The organism is Streptomyces sp. MGP-P1, assembly GCF_057766565.1.
Genome location: NZ_JBYMEM010000005.1, coordinates 809,523 through 826,214 on the forward strand (window position 1 = coordinate 809,523; position 16,692 = coordinate 826,214).

Annotated in this window: 17 protein-coding genes, 1 tRNA gene, 1 pseudogene and 1 CRISPR repeat array; of the genes and pseudogenes, 13 read left to right on the forward strand and 6 right to left on the reverse strand. The window is 72.2% G+C overall.

Annotated elements, in window-relative coordinates; translation table 11 throughout:
• Window positions 1-102: 102 nt before the first annotated feature.
• Entirely contained in the window at window positions 103-1,557 is a 1,455-nt protein-coding gene (locus AC3CH1_RS13105) for a flotillin family protein (protein ID WP_488463062.1), read from the forward strand.
• A gap of 170 nt (window positions 1,558-1,727) precedes the next feature.
• Here AC3CH1_RS13105 and AC3CH1_RS13110 read toward each other — a convergent pair.
• The 3 genes and pseudogenes from AC3CH1_RS13110 to cbiE form a co-directional block, all read right to left on the reverse strand.
• Window positions 1,728-2,029, reverse strand: a pseudogene (locus AC3CH1_RS13110) (aminoglycoside phosphotransferase family protein); the annotation flags it as partial.
• A 39-nt stretch (window positions 2,030-2,068) separates the two neighbouring features.
• Window positions 2,069-2,818: a precorrin-4 C(11)-methyltransferase gene (cobM, locus tag AC3CH1_RS13115; protein ID WP_488463063.1), complete on the reverse strand. Its 750-nt coding sequence runs from the start codon at window positions 2,816-2,818 to the stop codon at window positions 2,069-2,071.
• Complete coding sequence (cbiE, locus tag AC3CH1_RS13120) at window positions 2,815-4,092, reverse strand: precorrin-6y C5,15-methyltransferase (decarboxylating) subunit CbiE (protein ID WP_488463064.1); 1,278 nt, start codon at window positions 4,090-4,092, stop codon at window positions 2,815-2,817. Before cbiE ends, cobM begins: the two co-directional genes overlap by 4 nt.
• A gap of 242 nt (window positions 4,093-4,334) precedes the next feature.
• Here cbiE and AC3CH1_RS13125 point away from each other — a divergent pair, with 242 nt between their 5' ends.
• The 6 genes from AC3CH1_RS13125 (at window position 4,335) to AC3CH1_RS13150 (ending at window position 10,504) form a co-directional block, all read left to right on the forward strand.
• Window positions 4,335-4,745, forward strand: coding sequence for a YciI family protein (locus AC3CH1_RS13125; RefSeq protein WP_488463065.1), 411 nt, complete (start codon window positions 4,335-4,337; stop codon window positions 4,743-4,745).
• 20 nt (window positions 4,746-4,765) lie between these two features.
• Window positions 4,766-6,019 (forward strand): RNA polymerase sigma factor, encoded by a 1,254-nt coding sequence (locus AC3CH1_RS13130; RefSeq protein ID WP_488463066.1) that lies wholly within the window; start codon window positions 4,766-4,768, stop codon window positions 6,017-6,019.
• A 526-nt stretch (window positions 6,020-6,545) separates the two neighbouring features.
• On the forward strand, window positions 6,546-7,253 hold the full coding sequence (locus AC3CH1_RS13135) for an HhH-GPD-type base excision DNA repair protein (protein ID WP_488463067.1): 708 nt from the start codon (window positions 6,546-6,548) through the stop codon (window positions 7,251-7,253).
• 228 nt (window positions 7,254-7,481) lie between these two features.
• Complete coding sequence (locus AC3CH1_RS13140) at window positions 7,482-9,038, forward strand: M28 family metallopeptidase (protein ID WP_488463068.1); 1,557 nt, start codon at window positions 7,482-7,484, stop codon at window positions 9,036-9,038.
• A 370-nt stretch (window positions 9,039-9,408) separates the two neighbouring features.
• A complete protein-coding gene (locus AC3CH1_RS13145) occupies window positions 9,409-9,705 on the forward strand; it encodes a type II toxin-antitoxin system VapB family antitoxin (protein WP_003967677.1) in 297 nt (98 codons plus the stop codon).
• Window positions 9,706-9,901: 196 nt separating this feature from the next.
• Complete coding sequence (locus AC3CH1_RS13150) at window positions 9,902-10,504, forward strand: LytR C-terminal domain-containing protein (RefSeq protein WP_488463491.1); 603 nt, start codon at window positions 9,902-9,904, stop codon at window positions 10,502-10,504.
• A 216-nt stretch (window positions 10,505-10,720) separates the two neighbouring features.
• Here AC3CH1_RS13150 and upp read toward each other — a convergent pair whose 3' ends face one another.
• Window positions 10,721-11,356 (reverse strand): uracil phosphoribosyltransferase, encoded by a 636-nt coding sequence (gene upp / locus AC3CH1_RS13155; protein WP_215109612.1) that lies wholly within the window; start codon window positions 11,354-11,356, stop codon window positions 10,721-10,723.
• Between the two features lie 102 nt (window positions 11,357-11,458).
• On the opposite strand from upp, the gene AC3CH1_RS13160 reads away from it, so the two are divergent.
• The 6 genes from AC3CH1_RS13160 to AC3CH1_RS13185 all read left to right on the forward strand — a co-directional run bounded on the left by AC3CH1_RS13160 (window position 11,459) and on the right by AC3CH1_RS13185 (window position 14,083).
• Window positions 11,459-11,701 (forward strand): hypothetical protein, encoded by a 243-nt coding sequence (locus AC3CH1_RS13160; protein WP_488463069.1) that lies wholly within the window; start codon window positions 11,459-11,461, stop codon window positions 11,699-11,701.
• 218 nt (window positions 11,702-11,919) lie between these two features.
• Entirely contained in the window at window positions 11,920-12,474 is a 555-nt protein-coding gene (locus AC3CH1_RS13165) for a tRNA adenosine deaminase-associated protein (RefSeq protein ID WP_488463492.1), read from the forward strand.
• 193 nt (window positions 12,475-12,667) lie between these two features.
• Window positions 12,668-13,096: a tRNA adenosine(34) deaminase TadA gene (gene tadA, locus AC3CH1_RS13170; protein WP_488463493.1), complete on the forward strand. Its 429-nt coding sequence runs from the start codon at window positions 12,668-12,670 to the stop codon at window positions 13,094-13,096.
• Window positions 13,097-13,198: 102 nt separating this feature from the next.
• Window positions 13,199-13,286 (forward strand) — tRNA-Ser (locus AC3CH1_RS13175).
• Between the two features lie 123 nt (window positions 13,287-13,409).
• A complete protein-coding gene (locus AC3CH1_RS13180; RefSeq protein ID WP_488463070.1) occupies window positions 13,410-13,658 on the forward strand; it encodes a hypothetical protein in 249 nt (82 codons plus the stop codon).
• A complete protein-coding gene (locus tag AC3CH1_RS13185) occupies window positions 13,643-14,083 on the forward strand; it encodes a hypothetical protein (RefSeq protein WP_488463071.1) in 441 nt (146 codons plus the stop codon). Before AC3CH1_RS13180 ends, AC3CH1_RS13185 begins: the two co-directional genes overlap by 16 nt.
• A 265-nt stretch (window positions 14,084-14,348) precedes the next feature.
• Window positions 14,349-14,682: direct repeats of the CRISPR family, unit length 29 nt; unit sequence GTGGTCCCCGCGCACGCGGGGGTGTTCCC.
• Between the two features lie 214 nt (window positions 14,683-14,896).
• On the opposite strand, the gene AC3CH1_RS13190 is transcribed toward AC3CH1_RS13185, so the two are convergent.
• Together AC3CH1_RS13190 and AC3CH1_RS13195 are read right to left on the reverse strand one after the other, a co-directional pair.
• Window positions 14,897-16,000 carry a methyltransferase domain-containing protein gene (locus tag AC3CH1_RS13190; protein ID WP_488463072.1) on the reverse strand — a complete coding sequence of 368 codons (1,104 nt, stop codon included), beginning with the start codon at window positions 15,998-16,000 and terminating at the stop codon, window positions 14,897-14,899.
• Between the two features lie 345 nt (window positions 16,001-16,345).
• Window positions 16,346-16,645, reverse strand: a complete 300-nt coding sequence (locus AC3CH1_RS13195) for a hypothetical protein (protein ID WP_397930690.1) — start codon at window positions 16,643-16,645, stop codon at window positions 16,346-16,348.
• Between the last annotated feature and the right edge of the window lie 47 nt (window positions 16,646-16,692).

Genomic DNA, 16,692 nt, shown 5'->3' on the forward strand with positions numbered 1-16,692 from the left:
CGACCCACCGTCACGCGGCACACCGCGCCGGTCAACTCCACAGCACCGCCACGCTCCACAACAATCTGCCGTCCCCCACGGGAGGCAGGGGGGACACATCACATGAGTCCAGTAGTCATCGCCGTCATCGGCATCGTCGTACTCCTCGTTCTGCTCGGCCTCGTCGTCATCACGCGCTACAAGGTGGCCGGGCCCAGCGAGGCGTTCATCATCACCGGCCGCCGCGGCAAGAAGTCGACGGATCCGGTCACCGGACAGACCAGCATCGACAACAGCGGCCAGAAGGTCGTCGTGGGCGGCGGCGTCTTCGTCGTGCCGTTCGTCCAGCAGAAGTTCACCCTCGACCTGTCCAGCCGGCACATCCCGATCGCCGTGCGCGGCGCGGTGACGCTGCGCGGCGTCAAGTCGAACCTCGAAGGCGTCGCGATCGTCAAGGTCGGCGGCAGCGAGGACGCGATCCGCGCCGCGGCCCAGCGCTTCCTCCAGCAGCAGGACGGCATCGTCGGCTTCACCCAGGAAGTGCTCTCCGGCGCGCTCCGCGCGATCGTCGGCCGCATGTCGGTCGAGGACATCATCCGGGACCGGGCCGCGTTCGCCGGTCAGGTCGCGGAGGAGGCCGAGGCCAGCCTCTCCGGCCAGGGCCTGATCCTGGACGCCTTCCAGATCCAGGACATCACCACCGAGGGCTCCTACCTGGAGGACCTCGGCCGCCCGGAGGCCGCCCGCGCCAAGCAGGAGGCGGACATCGCCGAGGCCATCGCGAAGCGGGCCTCGGAGCAGGCCCGGCTGAAGGCGGCCGAGGAGATCGCCATCGCCGAGCGGACGTACTACCTGAAGCAGGCCGAGATCAAGGCCGAGACCGAAGCCGCGGCCGCCAAGGCCAACGCCGCCGGTCCGCTCGCCGAGGCGGCCCGCCAGCAGGAAGTGCTCCAGGAGCAGGAGAAGGTCGCCGAGCGCCAGGCCGCGCTGACCGACCGCGAGCTGGACACCAAGGTCCGCAAGCCCGCCGACGCCGCCCGTTACCAGGCCGAGCAGGAGGCGGAGGCCCGCCGCATCGCCCAGGTCAAGGAGGCCGAGGCCGACGCGGAGCGCTCGCGCCTGACCGGTCAGGGCGAGAAGCTGCACCGCTCCGCGCTGGCCGACGCGGTGCGCATCGAGGGTGAGGCGGACGCCGCGGCGATCGCCGCCAGGGGTGCGGCCGAGGCGGAGGCCATGCGGAAGAAGGCCGACGCGTTCGCGCGGTACGGCGACGCGGCTGTCCTCCAGATGCTGGTCGAGGTCCTCCCGAGCGTGGTGGCGAAGGCCTCCGAGCCGCTGAGCGCCATCGACAAGATGACGGTCATCTCCACGGACGGCGCGAGCCAGCTCGCCCGCACGGTCACCGACAACGTCGCGCAGGGCATGGAACTGCTCACCTCGACGACGGGCGTGGACATGGCGTCCCTCCTCCAGAACCTGAAGGGCCGCGTGCACACGGTGCCCGCCCCCGCGAGCTCGGACGCCCCGGAGACGGACGCGTCGGCCTCGAAGAACGGCGAGATCGAGATCAAGGGCTGACGCGCGAGGCGTCTGTCAGGGGCTTGGCCCCCTACCCGTGCCCGGCAGCGACGTGTTCGCCGCCGGGCACGGGCACGCCCGCGTCTCGTCGGCTTGCGGTCCCTCCACCGCCCGGAGGCGGTCAGGGAACCTTTGGCCGACATCGAAGCCCCTACAGGTCTCTTACAGCCGGTGTCCAGCGCCGACCCCAGGTCGAGCCCCGGGTCGCCGACGAGGGACTCGGGATCGATGGCCGGCCACGGCTCGCGCTCGGCGGCGAGCACGTTGTCGTAGTGCAGGTCCCGGTGCAGCATCCGGTTGCCGGGCCCGTCGGCCAGTTCGGCGACGGCCGACGCCCAGCCCCGCAGCCGCCGTTGGTCGCACCGGCGCCCGGCAGGGCGGCGACGGCCGTCGGCACGGCCGCGAGCATGTCGCGCACCACGTCACCGAGGCCGCGCGGGGTCTCGGGCGCCGGGACGGAACGCAGCCGGGCGCTCCAGGCACGTTCCCGCTCGCCCCCCCGTTCCCCGTGTCAGCACTCCCCCCGGTCCCGCCCCACCGCGTACAGGTGGCTGTCCCGGAACTGCTCCGCGCCCAGGGTCCGGCCCACCATGATGACCGCCGTCCGGATCACCCCCGCCGCCTTCACCTGCTCGGCGATCGAGTCCAGCGGGCCCCGCAGGATGATCTCGTCCGGGCGGGACGCCATCGCCACCACCGCCGACGGGCAGTCCGCCCCGTAGTGCGGGAGCAGTTCGTCGACCACCCGGTCCACGTACCGCGCCGCCAGGTGCAGGACGATCAGGGCGCCGCTGCGGCCCAGCGTGGCCAGGTCCTCGCCCTCCGGCATGGCCGTGGCGCGCTGCGCGATGCGGGTCAGGATCACCGTCTGGCCGACCGTCGGGACCGTCAGCTCGCGCTTCAGCGCCGCGGCGGCCGCGGCGAACGCGGGGACGCCGGGGACCACTTCGTACGGGACCCCGGCCTCGTCCAGGCGCTTCATCTGTTCGTTCACCGCGCTGAACACCGACGGGTCGCCCGAGTGCAGCCTCGCCACGTCGTGGCCGTCCGCGTGGGCCCGGACCAGCTCGGCGGTGATCTGCTCGATGTCCAGGTTCGCCGTGTCGATCAGGCGGGCGTCCTTCGGGCACTCGGCCAGCAGTTCCACCGGGACCAGGCTGCCCGCGTACAGGCAGACCGGGCTGGCGGCGAGGATCCGGGCGCCGCGCACCGTGATCAGGTCGGCCGCGCCCGGGCCCGCGCCGATGAAGTGCACCGTCATGATCGATCTCCCTTGTGCGAACGTGCCCCGGAACCCGAGGGCTTGATGACCGACCACTGCGTTACGGGCATGGCCTGGCGCCAGCCGGTGAAGCCGCCGACCGGCACGGCGTGGGCCACCGCGAGGCGCACCAGCTCGCCGCCGTGCGCCTTGTGCCGCTCGGCCAGCAGCGCCTCCGACTCCAGCGTCACCGTGTTCGCGACCAGCCGGCCACCCGGCCGCAACGCCTCCCAGCACGCGTCGAGCAGGCCCGGCGCGGTCAGCCCGCCGCCGATGAACACCGCGTCCGGCGCTTCCCGTCCGGCCAGGGCCGCCGGGGCCGGGCCCGTGACGACCTTCAGCGCGGGGACTCCCAGGCGTTCCGCGTTACGGGTGATCCGCTCCGCCCGTACCGGGTCCCGCTCCACGCTCACCGCCCGGCAGGACGGATGCGCCCGCAGCCACTCGATCGCGATCGAGCCGGAGCCGCCGCCCACGTCCCAGAGCAGCTCTCCGGGCGCGGGCGCCAGGGACCCGAGCGTGGCGGCCCGGATGTGGCGCTTGGTGAGCTGGCCGTCGTGCTCGTACGCCTCGTCCGGCAGCCCGGGGACCGTGCCCAGCCGCAGGGCTCCCGCCGACGCCCGGCAGTCGATCGCGACGACGTTCAGCCGGTCCCCCGGGGGGTGCTCCCACGTCTCCGCGAGGCCGTCCACGCACCCCTCGCCCTCGGCGCCCAGTTGCTCCAGCACCCGCAGCCCGCTCGGGCCGAAGCCGCGCTCCGTGAGGAGGGCGGCGACCGTCGTGGGGGTGCTCGCGTCCGCACTCAGGACCAGCAGGCGCCGGCCCTCGTACAGCGACGCCGCGAGACGTGCCGCCGGACGGCCCACCAGCGTCACGACCTCCGTGTCCTCCAGCGGCCAGCCGAGGCGCGCGCAGGCGTACGAGACGGAGGACGGGTGCGGCAGGACACGCAGCCCCTCCGGGCCCAGCTCCTCCGCCAGCGCGCGCCCCACCCCGTAGAACATCGGGTCCCCGCTCGCCAGCACCGCGATCCGGCGCTCCCTGTGCTCGGCCAGCAGCCGGGGGACGGCCGGTCGCAGCGGGGACGGCCAGGCCACCCGGGCGCCGGGGCACTCCGGCGGGAGCAGGTCCAGCTGGCGCGCCCCACCGATCAGCACCTCCGCCTCCCGCAAGGTCTCGCGGGCCGTACCGGACAGGCCGGGCCAGCCGTCCGCGCCGATCCCCACGACGGAGACGGGGTGCGGGGGAGCGGCGGGGGGAGGGGCGGCAGACACGGTCGGGACCTCGTTCGGCGCGGCGGGAGGAGGCAGAGGTGGAGGAGGGGACGGAGGAGACGGAGCGTAAGGCGCGGGGCAACGCTGCCAAAACTCTACTGACCCTCGCCTTCCGCCCCTTCCGGCGGGTGAATCCGGAAGAGACTTCGCGCGTGGTGTCGAGAACCCCGCACCGGCCCCGACGTCCCCTGTGCAAGAGGAAAAACACCACCGAGCGAACGAGCGACCAGGAGGCGACGGTCATGAAGTATCTGGTGATGGTCCAGGGCAGCCAGGCGGACTACGACGCGCAGACCGGCAAGGGCACCGCGGACAGCCCGGCCTGGGACGAGAAGGCCATGCAGGAGATGTTCGCCTACATGGGCAGCATCACCGACGACCTCGCCGAGTCGGGCGAGCTGGTCACCGGCTACGGGCTGCGGGAGCCCGCTTCGGGCCGGGCCGTCGGCGTCGACGCCGAGGGCCGTCCGGTGGTCTCGGACGGGCCGTACAGCGAGACGAAGGAGCTGCTCGCCGGGTTCTGGGTGCTCGACTGCGAGAGCCTGGAAAGGGTGACCGAGATCGCGGCCCGCGTGGCACGCTGTCCGCAGCCGGCCGGGGCGCCCGACTACCCGGTGCTCATCCGGCCCGTCGACGGCGGGACCGACGACTGACGCACCACCCGAGGACGCGGATGGAACGTACGGCCGACGACATCGTCGAGGACCTGCTGCGCCGCCACGCGCCGCAGGTCCTCGGCGCGCTCGTGCGCCGGTACGGGCACTTCGACCCGGCCGAGGACTCCGTCCAGGAGGCCCTGCTCGCGGCCGCCGAGCAGTGGCCGCGGGACGGGGTCCCCGACAACCCGCGCGGCTGGTTGATCCGGGTCGCCTCCCGCCGCCTCACCGACCGGCTCCGCAGCGACGAGGCCCGTCGCCGGAGGGAGGAGACGGCGGCGGCCCTCGCCCCGGCGGACGCGTTCGTCGCGCCGCCGCCCGGGGAAGGCCCCTCCGGCCTGGACCGGTCCCCCTCCGAGGACGACACGCTCACCCTGCTCTTCCTCTGCTGCCACCCCGCGCTCTCCCCTGCCGCCCAGATCGCGCTCACCCTCCGCGCGGTCGGCGGTCTCACCACGGCGGAGATCGCCCGCGCCCATCTGGTGCCGGAGGCGACGATGGCGCAGCGGATCAGCCGGGCCAAGCGGACGCTGCGCGGTACGCGGTTCCGGCGGCCGGACGCCCAGGACCTCGACCAGCGGCTCGGCGCCGCGCTCCAGGTGCTCTACCTGATCTTCAACGAGGGTTACACCGCCACCGCGGGCCCCGACCTCACCCGCACGGACCTGGCGCGCGAGGCGATCCGGCTGACCCGCGCCGTACGCCGGCTGCTGCCCCACGAGGGGCGCGTGACCGGGTTGCTGGCGCTGATGGTCCTCACGGAGGCGCGCACGCCGGCGCGCACCGGGCCGGACGGCGAGCTGGTCCCCCTCGACGAACAGGACCGGGCGCTCTGGGACCGTACGGCCATCGCGGAAGGCACCGCCCTGGCCGAGGAGGCGCTCGCCCAGGGCCCGGCGGGGGACTATCAGCTCCAGGCCGCCGTCGCCGCCCTCCACGACGAGGCGGAGCGCGCGGAGGACACCGACTGGCCGCAGATCCTCGCCCTCTACGACGTCCTCGTGCGGCGCACCCCCGACCCCGCCGCCGCGTTGGGCCGGGCGGTCGCCGTGGCGATGGTGGACGGGCCCCGGGCGGGGCTGGCGGCCATCGACGCCCTGACGGGGGCGGTGGAGCCGCACTTCCGTCTCGACGCCGTACGCGGGCATCTCCTGGAACGGGCCGGGGAGCCGGCGGCCGCCCGTGCCGCCTACCGCGCGGCAGCCGACGGCACGCTCAGCGAACCCGAGGCCCGCTATCTGCGCATGCGCGCGGACCGGCTGGACCCGTAGGAGCCCGAGGCGTGCCGGCAGGTCCCGGGCGGGGCGGCCCGGTGGCGGGCCCCGGCCCGCCGTCCGGCCACGCGTCGGGCCCGGAAGCCGGACCGGGCGGCGCTTCGCCCGGACGCCGGGGGCCGCTGCCCGCGGGGGCACCGGCGGTCCGGGGGGCGTCGTCGGGGCCGGGGTGCGTCGTCGGGGCCGGGGGCAGCGGGGCAGTTACGGGCATGGGCGCGGGGGACGGCACGTGGGACGGCACGGGGCGGGCGCGGGCGGCGTGACCAAGGGAGACGCGGGCGGCCCGGTGGGCGGGGGAGCAGGCGGCACCGCCCCCGGTGCGGGTGGCCTCCCCGACGCGGGCGGGCCGGAACCGGCGGGCCCGGCCGGGGCATCCGGCGCTGCCTCATCGGGCAGCGCGGCGACACGGACGGACGCGCACACCATGGCCGTCGCGGCCTCCCTACTCCCTTCGGCCGACAGGGAGAGGCCATCGGCTCAGTACCGGTCGCCGTCGTCCGCCGTGCTCGCGATGATCGGCAGCATGACCACGAGCGACAGCGGCAAGGACATCACCCTGCGGATCGCGCAGAACGCGGAGGCCGACGAGCTTCTCGGCCGCAGCCCGCTGGCCGCTCTGGTCGGCATGCTGCTGGACCAACAGGTGCCGATGGAGTGGGCGTTCACGGGCCCGTATACCCTCGCGGAACGCATGGGCTCCGACGACCTGGACGCGGGGCGGATCGCCGCCTACGACCCGGACGCCTTCACCGAACTGTTCACCACCAAGCCGGCTCTGCACCGCTACCCCGGCTCCATGGCCCAGCGGGTGCAGCAGTTGTGCCGCTACCTGGTGGCGGAGTACGACGGCGACGCCGGCGCGGTGTGGCGGGACGCGGCGACCGGCGACGAATTGCTGAAACGCCTCACCGCACTGCCCGGCTTCGGCGAACAGAAGGCCCGGATCTTCCTGGCGCTGCTCGGCAAGCAGTTCGGCGTACGGCCGGCGGGGTGGCGGGAGGCGGCGGGCCCGTACGGAGAGGCCGGATCGCACCGCTCGGTCGCCGACATCACGGGCCCGGAGTCGCTCGTCGAGGTGCGCGCGTACAAGCAGGAGGCCAAGGCGGCGGCCAAAGCGGCGAAGAAGGCGGCCGGACCAGCGAAGAAGCCGAGCGGGCCCTCGCCCAGGAAGTCGGGCGGCTCACCGAAGGAGAAGGCGGGCGGCTCACCGCCCGAGAAGTCGGGCAAGTAGTCGGCTGATCCGACGCTCGACGGAGAAGTGGCGTGGTCGAGCGCCGGATCAGGCCGACACCCCCCTCTCAACGATCGAATCCGGCCACATGTGTTCACAGGCGTCACCCCACTCGCTAGCTTTCGCAGCACATTTGTTCAGCCGTTCAGGTACTGAGCCGCTCGAAGCACCGGCGGTTCAGGTACTGAGCCGCTCAGAGCACCAGCCGTTCAGACCGGAAGGACTCCTGTGCACGCAACACGTCGCAGAGCCATCGCTGTCGTGGCCGCCACCGCCCTGGCCACACCGCTCCTCCTGGCCGCGTCCCCGCACCCCGGACGCCCCGCGCCGCACGACCCCGGTAAGGAAGCGGCCAAGTTGTCGAAGGAGTTGGTGCGGAAGGCGTCCGCACGCGACGCCTACCGCCACCTCCAGCAGTTCCAGGCGATAGCCGACTCGACCGACGGTCACCGCGCCGCCGGCTCGCTGGGCCACGACGCCTCGGCGGCGTACGTCTACCGCCAGCTCCAGCGGGCCGGGTACAAGGTCTCGTACGAGAACTTCCGCTTCACCTACACGGAGACGCTGGCCGAGAAGCTCGCCGTGGTGACGCCGACGCCCCGCGACGTCACGATCAAGGCCATGACGTACACCCCGTCGACCGAGGTGGGCGGCCTGACGGCGGCGCTCGTCGCGGTGCCCGTCGACGGGACGACGGGCTGCGAGGCCACCGACTACGCGTCCACGACCTTCACCGGCAAGATCGCTTTGATCAAGCGCGGAGGCTGCTCCTTCGCCGCGAAGCAGGCGGCCGCCGCCGACGCGGGCGCGGCCGGGGCGGTCATCTACAACAACGTCGAGGGCGCCCTGTCCGGCACGCTCGGCGAGGTCGCGGCGGGCAGGATCCCGACCGGGGGCCTCACCCAGGCGGAGGGCGAGAAGCTGGCCGCCGACCTCGCGGGCGGCGAGGTCACGGTCTCCTTCGAGATCCGCGAGCTCCAGCAGGACCGCCCCACCCGCAACGTCATCGCCGAGACGCCCGGCGGCAGCACGGCCCGGACGGTGATGCTCGGAGCCCACCTCGACTCGGTGACCGAGGGACCCGGCATCAACGACAACGGCTCCGGCTCCGCCGGCCTGCTCGAAGTCGCCCTGGAACTGGCGAAGTCGAAGACCAAGCCCGCCAACAAGGTGCGGTTCGCCTGGTGGTCGGCCGAGGAGAACGGCCTGATCGGCTCGGAGAAGTACGTCGCGGCGCTCTCCGAGAAGCAGCGCGAGCAGATCGCGCTCTATCTGAACTTCGACATGATCGCCTCGCCGAACGGCGTCCAGTTCGTCTTCGACGGCGACAACTCCGACGAGGTCGGCGAGGGCGCGGGCCCGGAGGGCTCGGCCCAACTGGAGCGTGACATCAACGAGTTCCTCGACGGCAAGGGCAAGCCGCACGAGGGCACGGACTTCACCGGCCGCTCGGACTACGGGCCGTTCATCGAGGTCGGCATCCCGTCCGGCGGTACGGACACCGGGGCGGAGGGCATCAAGACGGCGGCCCAGGCCGAGGTGTTCGGCGGCGAGGCGGGCATCGCGTACGACCCCTGCTACCACGCGGCCTGCGACGACCTGGACAACATCGACATGGGCCACTTCGACACCAACATCGACGTGATCGCCAACGCGGTCGGAACGTACGCCCACGACCTGCGCTCCCTGACCCGCCCGGTCACCCCCGACACCGGCACGGGTACGCCCGGCAGCGGTGGCAGCGGCGGCGGCCTGCGCGAGGGGCACGGCAGGGTCGCGGAGTAGGAGCGGCAGCCCGAAACGGGCCCGCCCCACAAGCCGTCCCAGACGCCATCCTGCAAACAGCCCCGTAAGCAGTCCCGTAAGCAGCCCTGCGAGCAGTCCCGCGAGCCATCCCCCAAGCAGTCCCGCGAGCCGTCTCGCAGGCGGCGGAACGCGAGTCGGCGCGACGGACCACCAGTGGGCCCGGTGCGGAATCCCCACGGATCCCGCACCGGGCCCCTACCGCGCCCCCCCACGCCCCGACGACCTCCCGCGGCTCCCGCGCCACCTGCCCGGTTATCCAGCCCAATACGGCGCTATACACCCTTTGCACCGGCATCGCGGTGAGCTTCCCTGGCTGCGCTCGACGGCCCTTGCCCGGTAGGCTTTCCGTGTGATCTTCAAGCGCATCGGAAATGGGAAGCCATACCCCGACCACGGCCGGGAAAGCACCCGACAGTGGGCGGATGTCGCGCCGCGTCCGGTTCGCCTGGACCAGCTCGTGACCACCAAGGGCCAGCTGGACCTGGAGACCCTCCTCGCCGAGGACTCCACGTTCTACGGCGACCTGTTCGCCCACGTCGTGAAGTGGCAGGGCGACCTCTACCTCGAGGACGGCCTGCACCGGGCGGTCCGGGCCGCGCTCCAGCAGCGCCAGGTGCTGCACGCACGCGTCCTCGACCTGGGCTGACGCCGCCCCCGGCTATCCGCGCGCATCTCCGCGAGGGGACCCGCACACCCCACCCGGGTTCCACACCTCACCGAGGGCAAATTCGGGCCTTTCGGGTGTATTCACGCTCATCCGGGTGCCATACGTTGATCATCTTGTACGCATGGACACAGGGTCGCATTACGCTTCCCCCATGAGCATGCTCACTCCCCCCGGCATGGGCGGAAAGTACCGCATCACGGGCGACGCCTATCCCCGTATGCGCCGCCCCCGGCACCGCCGCAGGCTGGTCCTCGCGAGCATCGGAGCCGTCGTCGCCCTCAGCCTCGCCGGCTGGGGCACGCTGCAGCTCATCGACGTCTTCACCGGCGGCGACAAGAGCGCCAGCGCGGCCGACCACAAGCGGGACTGCCCCACCCCGAAGCCGTCGGCGGCCCCCGCCAAGGCGCTGCCGAAACCAGCCGCCATCAAGGTCAACGTCTACAACGCGACGACACGCAGCGGGCTCGCCAAGTCCGCCGCCGAGGAGCTCAAGAAACGCGGTTTCGCCATCGGCGAGGTGGGAAACGCGACGAAGGCGTACGACAAGAAGGTGCCCGGCACGGGCGTGCTCGTCGGCGCACCGACCGCGACGAACGGCAGCTTCACGGTACTCGGCACCCAGCTGGCGGGCACGGTGCAGAAGACCGACACCCGCAGGACGGGCGAGGTCGACCTGATCCTCGGGACGAAGTTCAAGGCGTTCAGCACCCCGCGGGAGGCCACCGCCGCGATGGCGGCCCTGACGAAGCCGGCCCCGGCCCCGTCCTCCTCCTGCTGAACCCCGCATGCGCGCACACGCACGCTCCTGCTGAACCCGCACATGATTGCGCGCCCCGCGCCGGCGTCGTACGTATCCGTACGGTGCCGGCACGGGGCGCGCAATCATGGAACGGGGAACGATTCGCGCGTCCGAACCCACGCGGCGACGTGGCGGGCCGTGCGGCGGCGTACGCAGCTGTACGGCGGCGGCGTCCGGGACCTGTGGGGCCGCGACCTATTCGGCCGTGCCGTACATCCGGTCGCCCGCGTCCCCGAGGCCCGGCACGATGTAGCCGTTCTCGTTGAGCCGCTCGTCCACGGAGGCGGTGACGACGGTGACCGGGGTCCCGGCCAGCTCGCGCTCCATCACCTCGACGCCCTCGGGCGCCGCGAGGAGGACGACGGCGGTGACGTCGTCGGCGCCGCGCTTGATCAGCTCGCGGATGGCCGCGACGAGGGTGCCGCCGGTGGCCAGCATCGGGTCCAGGACGTAGACCTGGCGACCGGAGAGGTCCTCGGGCATCCGGGTCGCGTACGTCTCCGCCTGGAGCGTCTCCTCGTTGCGGATCATGCCGAGGAAGCCCACTTCGGCGGTCGGCAGCAGCCGCACCATGCCGTCCAGCATGCCCAGACCGGCCCGCAGGATCGGGACGACCAGGGGCCGGGGGTGCGAGAGCTTCACCCCGGTCGTGGGCGTCACCGGGGTCTCGATGTCGACCAGCTCGGTGCGCACATCCCTGGTGGCCTCGTAGGCGAGAAGGGTGACCAGCTCGTCGGCGAGCCGCCGGAAGGTCGGGGAGTCGGTGCGCTTGTCGCGCAGCGTGGTGAGTTTGTGCGCCACCAGCGGGTGGTCGACGACGTGGATCCGCATGTGTCAACAGTAACCGCGCCGCCCGGCACTCTGCGCTGGCATCAACCACCTGTTCGGGGGGAAGGTGGGGGCATACGGACCCAGCACTGGGGTGGTGTGTCGATGGCTGACGGGGAACTGCGGCGCGACCCGGCCTCGCGCGGGCGGCGCGACGGGCGCGACGCGGAGGGCGCGGCGAGTGACGTCGACGACGCGCAGGAGAGTGACGCCGCCCGCCGGCGTCGACGCGCCCAGTTCCTCCGTGAGCTCCACGAGGCCAAGCAGCTGCGCGACCGCGTGCAGCCGCGCCGGGCCCGTGCGGCCCGTATGCGGCAACAGATGCGGATGCGCACGTTCCGTTGGTGAAACCTCCTCGTACCACCGGCGCACTCCCCCCGCGGATCGCCTCGTCAGGGAGACGGCCGACCAGGCACTCCTGGAACTGATGGCCGACGCAACGGCCGAAGAGGTCTCGCACGGCGCTTGTTTCTGCCACGATGCCGGTTGGGCGGGGCGCAGGACGGACGGATCACCGTTCGCCCTCCCGCCGGACCGATTCGCCTATGACCAGTGGGAGAGTCACGGTGTACTTCGCCGCACTGCTCGCGCGCACCGAAGACGGGTGGGAAGCGAGCGATACAGAGCTCGACGATGTGGAGACCCTGTCCGATCTGACAGATCTGGCCCGGGAGGTCTCGGTGGACGAGGACACGGTCCTGGTCTACATCGAGCAGGAGGACGCCTGGTTCGGCGTCGTCCGGGTGGACGGTGAGGAGGACCCCCGAATCTACGTCTCGGACGCGTCCGCCGCCGCCCGCTCCTCGTACGGGGAGATCCTGCTCACCGACGAAGTGCTCGGCCGCGAACCAGGGGCCGAGGACGAGATCGCCGCCCTGGAGGAGCTCGTCGACCTCGACGGCACCGAGGACGGCGAACCGGAACGGCCCGCCCCCGCGGCCGTCGACCCGGACGAGGAAGGCCCCGACCCGGACGCCGTGCCGGCGGGACCGATCGGCGAACTCGGGATCCTCGCCGACCTCGGGCTGTCCGAGAAGGAGCTGCTCACCCTGCAGACCGACGCACTCTCCGAGATCGCGGAGGCCGTGGGAGCGGCGGAGGTCCTGGAGTCGGCCCGCTAGGCCGGGCCGGCAAGCTCCCCTCCCCCCTCCACCACCTGTCCCGTCCGTCCTGTCCCGTCCGTCCTGTCCCGTCCGTCCTGCCCCGTCCGTTAGGGTCCGCGGGGTGACCGCACGACCGCCGGACCCCTCACCCGAGCCCGCCCCGGATCCCGTACCCGAGCCCGACCCCGTACGCGACCCCTGGCAGGCACCGATGCGCCGCGCCCTGGCCGAGGCCGGGAAGGCGGCGTCGGCCGGCGATGTGCCGGTCGGCGCCGTCGTCCTCGGCCCCGACGGCGCCGAGCTGGCCGCCGCCCACAACGAGCGCGAGGCCACCGGCGACCCGACCGCCCACGCCGAGATCCTGGCCCTGCGCCGGGCGGCCGAGGCCCACGGAGAATGGCGCCTGACCGGCTGCACGCTGGTGGTCACCCTGGAGCCCTGCACGATGTGCGCGGGCGCCCTGGTCCAGTCCCGCGTCGCCCGAGTCGTCTACGGAGCCCGCGACGAGAAGGCGGGCGCGGCCGGCTCCCTCTGGGACGTCGTCCGCGACCGCCGCCTCAACCACCGCCCGGAGGTGATCGGCGGCGTACTGGAGGACACGTGTGCCGAACAGCTGACGGCCTTCTTCCGGGCACTCTGACCGGTACGGCCCCGCCCCCCTGACCAGGTAGGCCCCGGCTACAGGCCCCGCTCCCGAGAACCGATTTCTGTCCACGCCCCGGGATGGTCTAAGCTCTCTCTCGGTAGCGTGTCCGAGCGGCCGAAGGAGCTCGCCTCGAAAGCGAGTGTGGCGTAACCCGTCACCGTGGGTTCAAATCCCACCGCTACCGCTCTTACGAAGCCCCCTTGATCTGCGGAGACGCGGTCGAGGGGGTTTTTGCATGTGCCCCGTGACGCATGGCCGCAGGAACGCGACTGGACAGCAGTCCTACTCCTGGTGGGATAATTCAGATATGGCTACCGAGTACGCGCCTCCGGACGAGACCACCGTCAAAAAGTCCGTCACCATCCCCCGATCACTTGCCAGCGAGGTCGAAGCCCGCACAGGCGCCCGGGGGTTCTCTCGCTTCGTCTCCGACGCCGTCGAACACGCCCTCGCCCTGACCAAGACCAGAGAAATCGTCGAGGCGTACGAGGACGAACACGGCCCCTTCGCTCCCGAGGAGATCGAGGAGGCCCGCCGAACATGGCACGGCGAGTAGCCCCGGCGTTCCCCCGCGCCCTCCTCCTCCTTGACGCGCAGCCGCTTTCCCTCCTGGCCGACCAGGACCGCAGGATGACGCTGATGCTCAAGGTCGCCGAAGCCGAGGGGTACGCCGCCGCCATCTCCACGGTCAGCATCGCCGAAGTCCGCCGCACCGGACACGCCGCGAACCACCTGCGCTGGCTCCGTTCCCGGCTCACCGTCATTCCCGCGACCGAGATCATCGCCGACCGCGCGGCGAAGCTGCTGGAGGACGCGGGCCTGGACGGTCACGAGAACGTCGTGGACGCGCTCGTCGTCGCCACAGCGGCCTGCGCCGACGGGCCGACGAAAGTCGCTTCCACCGACGGTTCCCACATTCCGAAGCTCTGCCACGCGGCGTCCGTGGGCCGCAACAGCCCCGTGGAATGGGTCCGCGTCTGACCCTTCATCAGCCCCTCGCGACTCGACACCACCAGAGCGCACTCGGCGGGGGCCGACGCACCCGCACAGCGACCATTTCCCCCCGAGCCGTCCCGCACACGGCAGCTTTTAGGGAGCGCCTCCTACGGCTTATGGGGGGGGCAGAATGACTGTTGCCGCACACAGCTCTCCAAACAAGATGGCCTTCAGGGTGGGGGATATGTTCTTTCTTCAAGAAGTGGGTAAATTCAGCCCCGTCGCCACGTAAACCCGCAGGTCACGAACGGTGGTCCCCGCGCACGCGGGGGTGTTCCCGGTGCGCAGGTCGCCGACGCGGATGGGCAGCGGTGGTCCCCGCGCACGCGGGGGTGTTCCCCGCCACGACGTGTCGCCGGAGTAGGCGGTGCAGTGGTCCCCGCGCACGCGGGGGTGTTCCCAGCTCCGGGACCACGACGTGGCTCCAGGACGTGTGGTCCCCGCGCACGCGGGGGTGTTCCCAGAGCCCGTAGGAGTCGTCCGGGGGAAGCGCGGTGGTCCCCGCGCACGCGGGGGTGTTCCCATCCTCGTCGGCGCCATGCTCGACCCCCGCATGTGGTCCCCGCGCACGCGGGGGTGTTCCCGGTGAGTTTCTCGCTTGGCGCACCTCGGACACGTGGTCCCCGCGCACGCGGGGACCCATGCCTGGTACGCCCAGCAGGCCCGATAACCGACCGCCTGGCGTGTCACCCGTCGTTCCCCAGCTCCCCTCTGTGATCGCCGACGCGGTCCGTGTCTCGCTCGCCGAGTTGGCGCGTAGGCAACGAGTAGGGGTCTGCGCAGCGGCCATCACGCCGACTACGTCCTGGCGGGCCGGATGACTTCGGCGGGGTCCCGGAGCCATACCTGCTGTCCCCGGCCGGTCACGGTCAGCCCGAATTCCTCGGCGTCGGGTCGCCCCGCCACCTCGTACTCCCACCAGATCTGCTCGATCTCCTCCCACAGGAACCCGGGCCCGTACTGCCACACCTCCTCACCCGAGGCAGCCGTGGCAGCGCCTCCATCTTCCCGGGTCACCCAGACCTGAACACCTTCGGCGGTGTTCTGGTGGATGAGCCGTACGCCGGGCAGCCGCGCCCCGGCGTACAGGGCGAATCCGAGGTCGAGGAGCCGGGCGGGGTCCAGGCCCGCCGCACGGGCCCGCCCCTTGCCCTGGACCTCGTGGAGGTCGGGCATGCGGTGGGAGCGCATCGGCATGTACGTGGCCCCGCCGCAGAACGGGCCGGTCGCAGTGCCGTCAGCCTGAACGCGGAGCTGGACCAGCGCCCCGGACCAGAACTCCCGGGCCAGCGGGACCACGAGGACCCCGCCGGGGCGGACCTGGCGGAGCAGGGCGTACGGGACGTACCGCAACGCGCAGGTGGCGATCAGCCGGTCGACGGGACCGAGGCCGGGCCAGGGCTGCTCGCCGTCCCCGACGCGAAGGTGCGGCCGGTACCCGGCCTGCGCGAGGGCGTCGGCCGCCTGCTGGGCCACGACCGGGTCGAGCTCGACGCTGTGGACGAGATCGTCACCGAGCCGTTCGCAGAGCAGCGCGGAAACGTACCCGGTGCCGGTGCCGATCTCCAGCACCCTCTGCCCGTCGACGACTTCGAGGAGCGTGAGCATCCGGGCGACCATCGAGGGCATCGAGTTCGACGACGTAGCGACACCGGGCCCGCCCTCGGCACCGTCGTCGAGCTGGGTGACGACCGGCTCGTCCGAGTTCACCAACGCCAGCCACGCATCCGCCCCCACCACGGGCTCGCACCGGTCGGGCAACTGCCGCCACACATCCGCCGGAACGAACCGGCTGCGCGGAACAGCCTCGAACACCCGCCGCCACCTGGCATCCAGTAATCCACGGTCGGCGAGATACCGCACCAGATCCGGATACGTGGGTGCTTGCGGTGCGGTGCTCATGGCTGCGGGGCATACGTGGGGCGGCTGCCGTCCGGAGACGGCTTCGGCTCCGACGGCGGCGTCCACGGCTTGTCCGACGGCGCACCACCATGCTTGCCGGCATCGGCCCGTACGAGGTTGGTAGTCATCATTCATCTCCTCTGATCGGTGAAACAGTTCGATTGGCAAGACGGTGCAGCCGGTAGATCCCGTACGGCGGAAAGACATCGACCCGGCGCGGAGAGCCGCTCTCGGCACACGCCCGGCACAGCAGATCCCGGCCACCCTCAGTGCGCCGTACGGCGGTCACCGGAGCGCGCCAACACGCCTCGCAGGTGTGAAGATCCGTTGCCGAGAAGTTCATGCTCATACCGCTTCACGGAAAGCGGTGGCCACCTCATGGCACGGGCAGACACAGTCCGGCCGCAGGCAGTAGGCGTGCACCTCGGCCAGACCCGTCACCAAGGCGCTGCGGCAGACAACTCCGTACGGGCCGTCCGCCCCCGCCCGCATCCCACCCAGGGCGGCCACCGCGCCCTCGGCCACATCGGCGGCCGTGATCGGGTCACCCCGCCACAACAGCGTCACCTCGTGCTCCGGACAGTACGCACCGGTGTCGTCCTCGACAGGCAACTCGTGCGCGTCCCCCTCTGCGTAGCACCTCATCCGCTTCGGGCCTCCCGCCAGGCACGCCCAAGGTGCACAGCAGTCGT

Excerpts from the sequence above, each read along its gene's own strand:
- AC3CH1_RS13160 (WP_488463069.1), top strand. The coding sequence starts at position 11,459 with ATGGCTGACGGGGAACTGCGGCGCGACCCGGCCTCGCGCGGGCGGCGC.
- AC3CH1_RS13135 (WP_488463067.1), top strand. The coding sequence starts at position 6,546 with ATGACCACGAGCGACAGCGGCAAGGACATCACCCTGCGGATCGCGCAG.
- AC3CH1_RS13150 (WP_488463491.1), top strand. The coding sequence starts at position 9,902 with ATGGGCGGAAAGTACCGCATCACGGGCGACGCCTATCCCCGTATGCGC.
- tadA (WP_488463493.1), top strand. The coding sequence starts at position 12,668 with ATGCGCCGCGCCCTGGCCGAGGCCGGGAAGGCGGCGTCGGCCGGCGAT.
- cobM (WP_488463063.1), bottom strand. The coding sequence starts at position 2,818 with ATGACGGTGCACTTCATCGGCGCGGGCCCGGGCGCGGCCGACCTGATC.
- upp (WP_215109612.1), bottom strand. The coding sequence starts at position 11,356 with ATGCGGATCCACGTCGTCGACCACCCGCTGGTGGCGCACAAACTCACC.
- AC3CH1_RS13130 (WP_488463066.1), top strand. The coding sequence starts at position 4,766 with ATGGAACGTACGGCCGACGACATCGTCGAGGACCTGCTGCGCCGCCAC.
- AC3CH1_RS13190 (WP_488463072.1), bottom strand. The coding sequence starts at position 16,000 with ATGAGCACCGCACCGCAAGCACCCACGTATCCGGATCTGGTGCGGTAT.
- AC3CH1_RS13185 (WP_488463071.1), top strand. The coding sequence starts at position 13,643 with ATGGCACGGCGAGTAGCCCCGGCGTTCCCCCGCGCCCTCCTCCTCCTT.
- AC3CH1_RS13105 (WP_488463062.1), top strand. The coding sequence starts at position 103 with ATGAGTCCAGTAGTCATCGCCGTCATCGGCATCGTCGTACTCCTCGTT.
- AC3CH1_RS13195 (WP_397930690.1), bottom strand. The coding sequence starts at position 16,645 with ATGAGGTGCTACGCAGAGGGGGACGCGCACGAGTTGCCTGTCGAGGAC.
- AC3CH1_RS13125 (WP_488463065.1), top strand. The coding sequence starts at position 4,335 with ATGAAGTATCTGGTGATGGTCCAGGGCAGCCAGGCGGACTACGACGCG.
- AC3CH1_RS13180 (WP_488463070.1), top strand. The coding sequence starts at position 13,410 with ATGGCTACCGAGTACGCGCCTCCGGACGAGACCACCGTCAAAAAGTCC.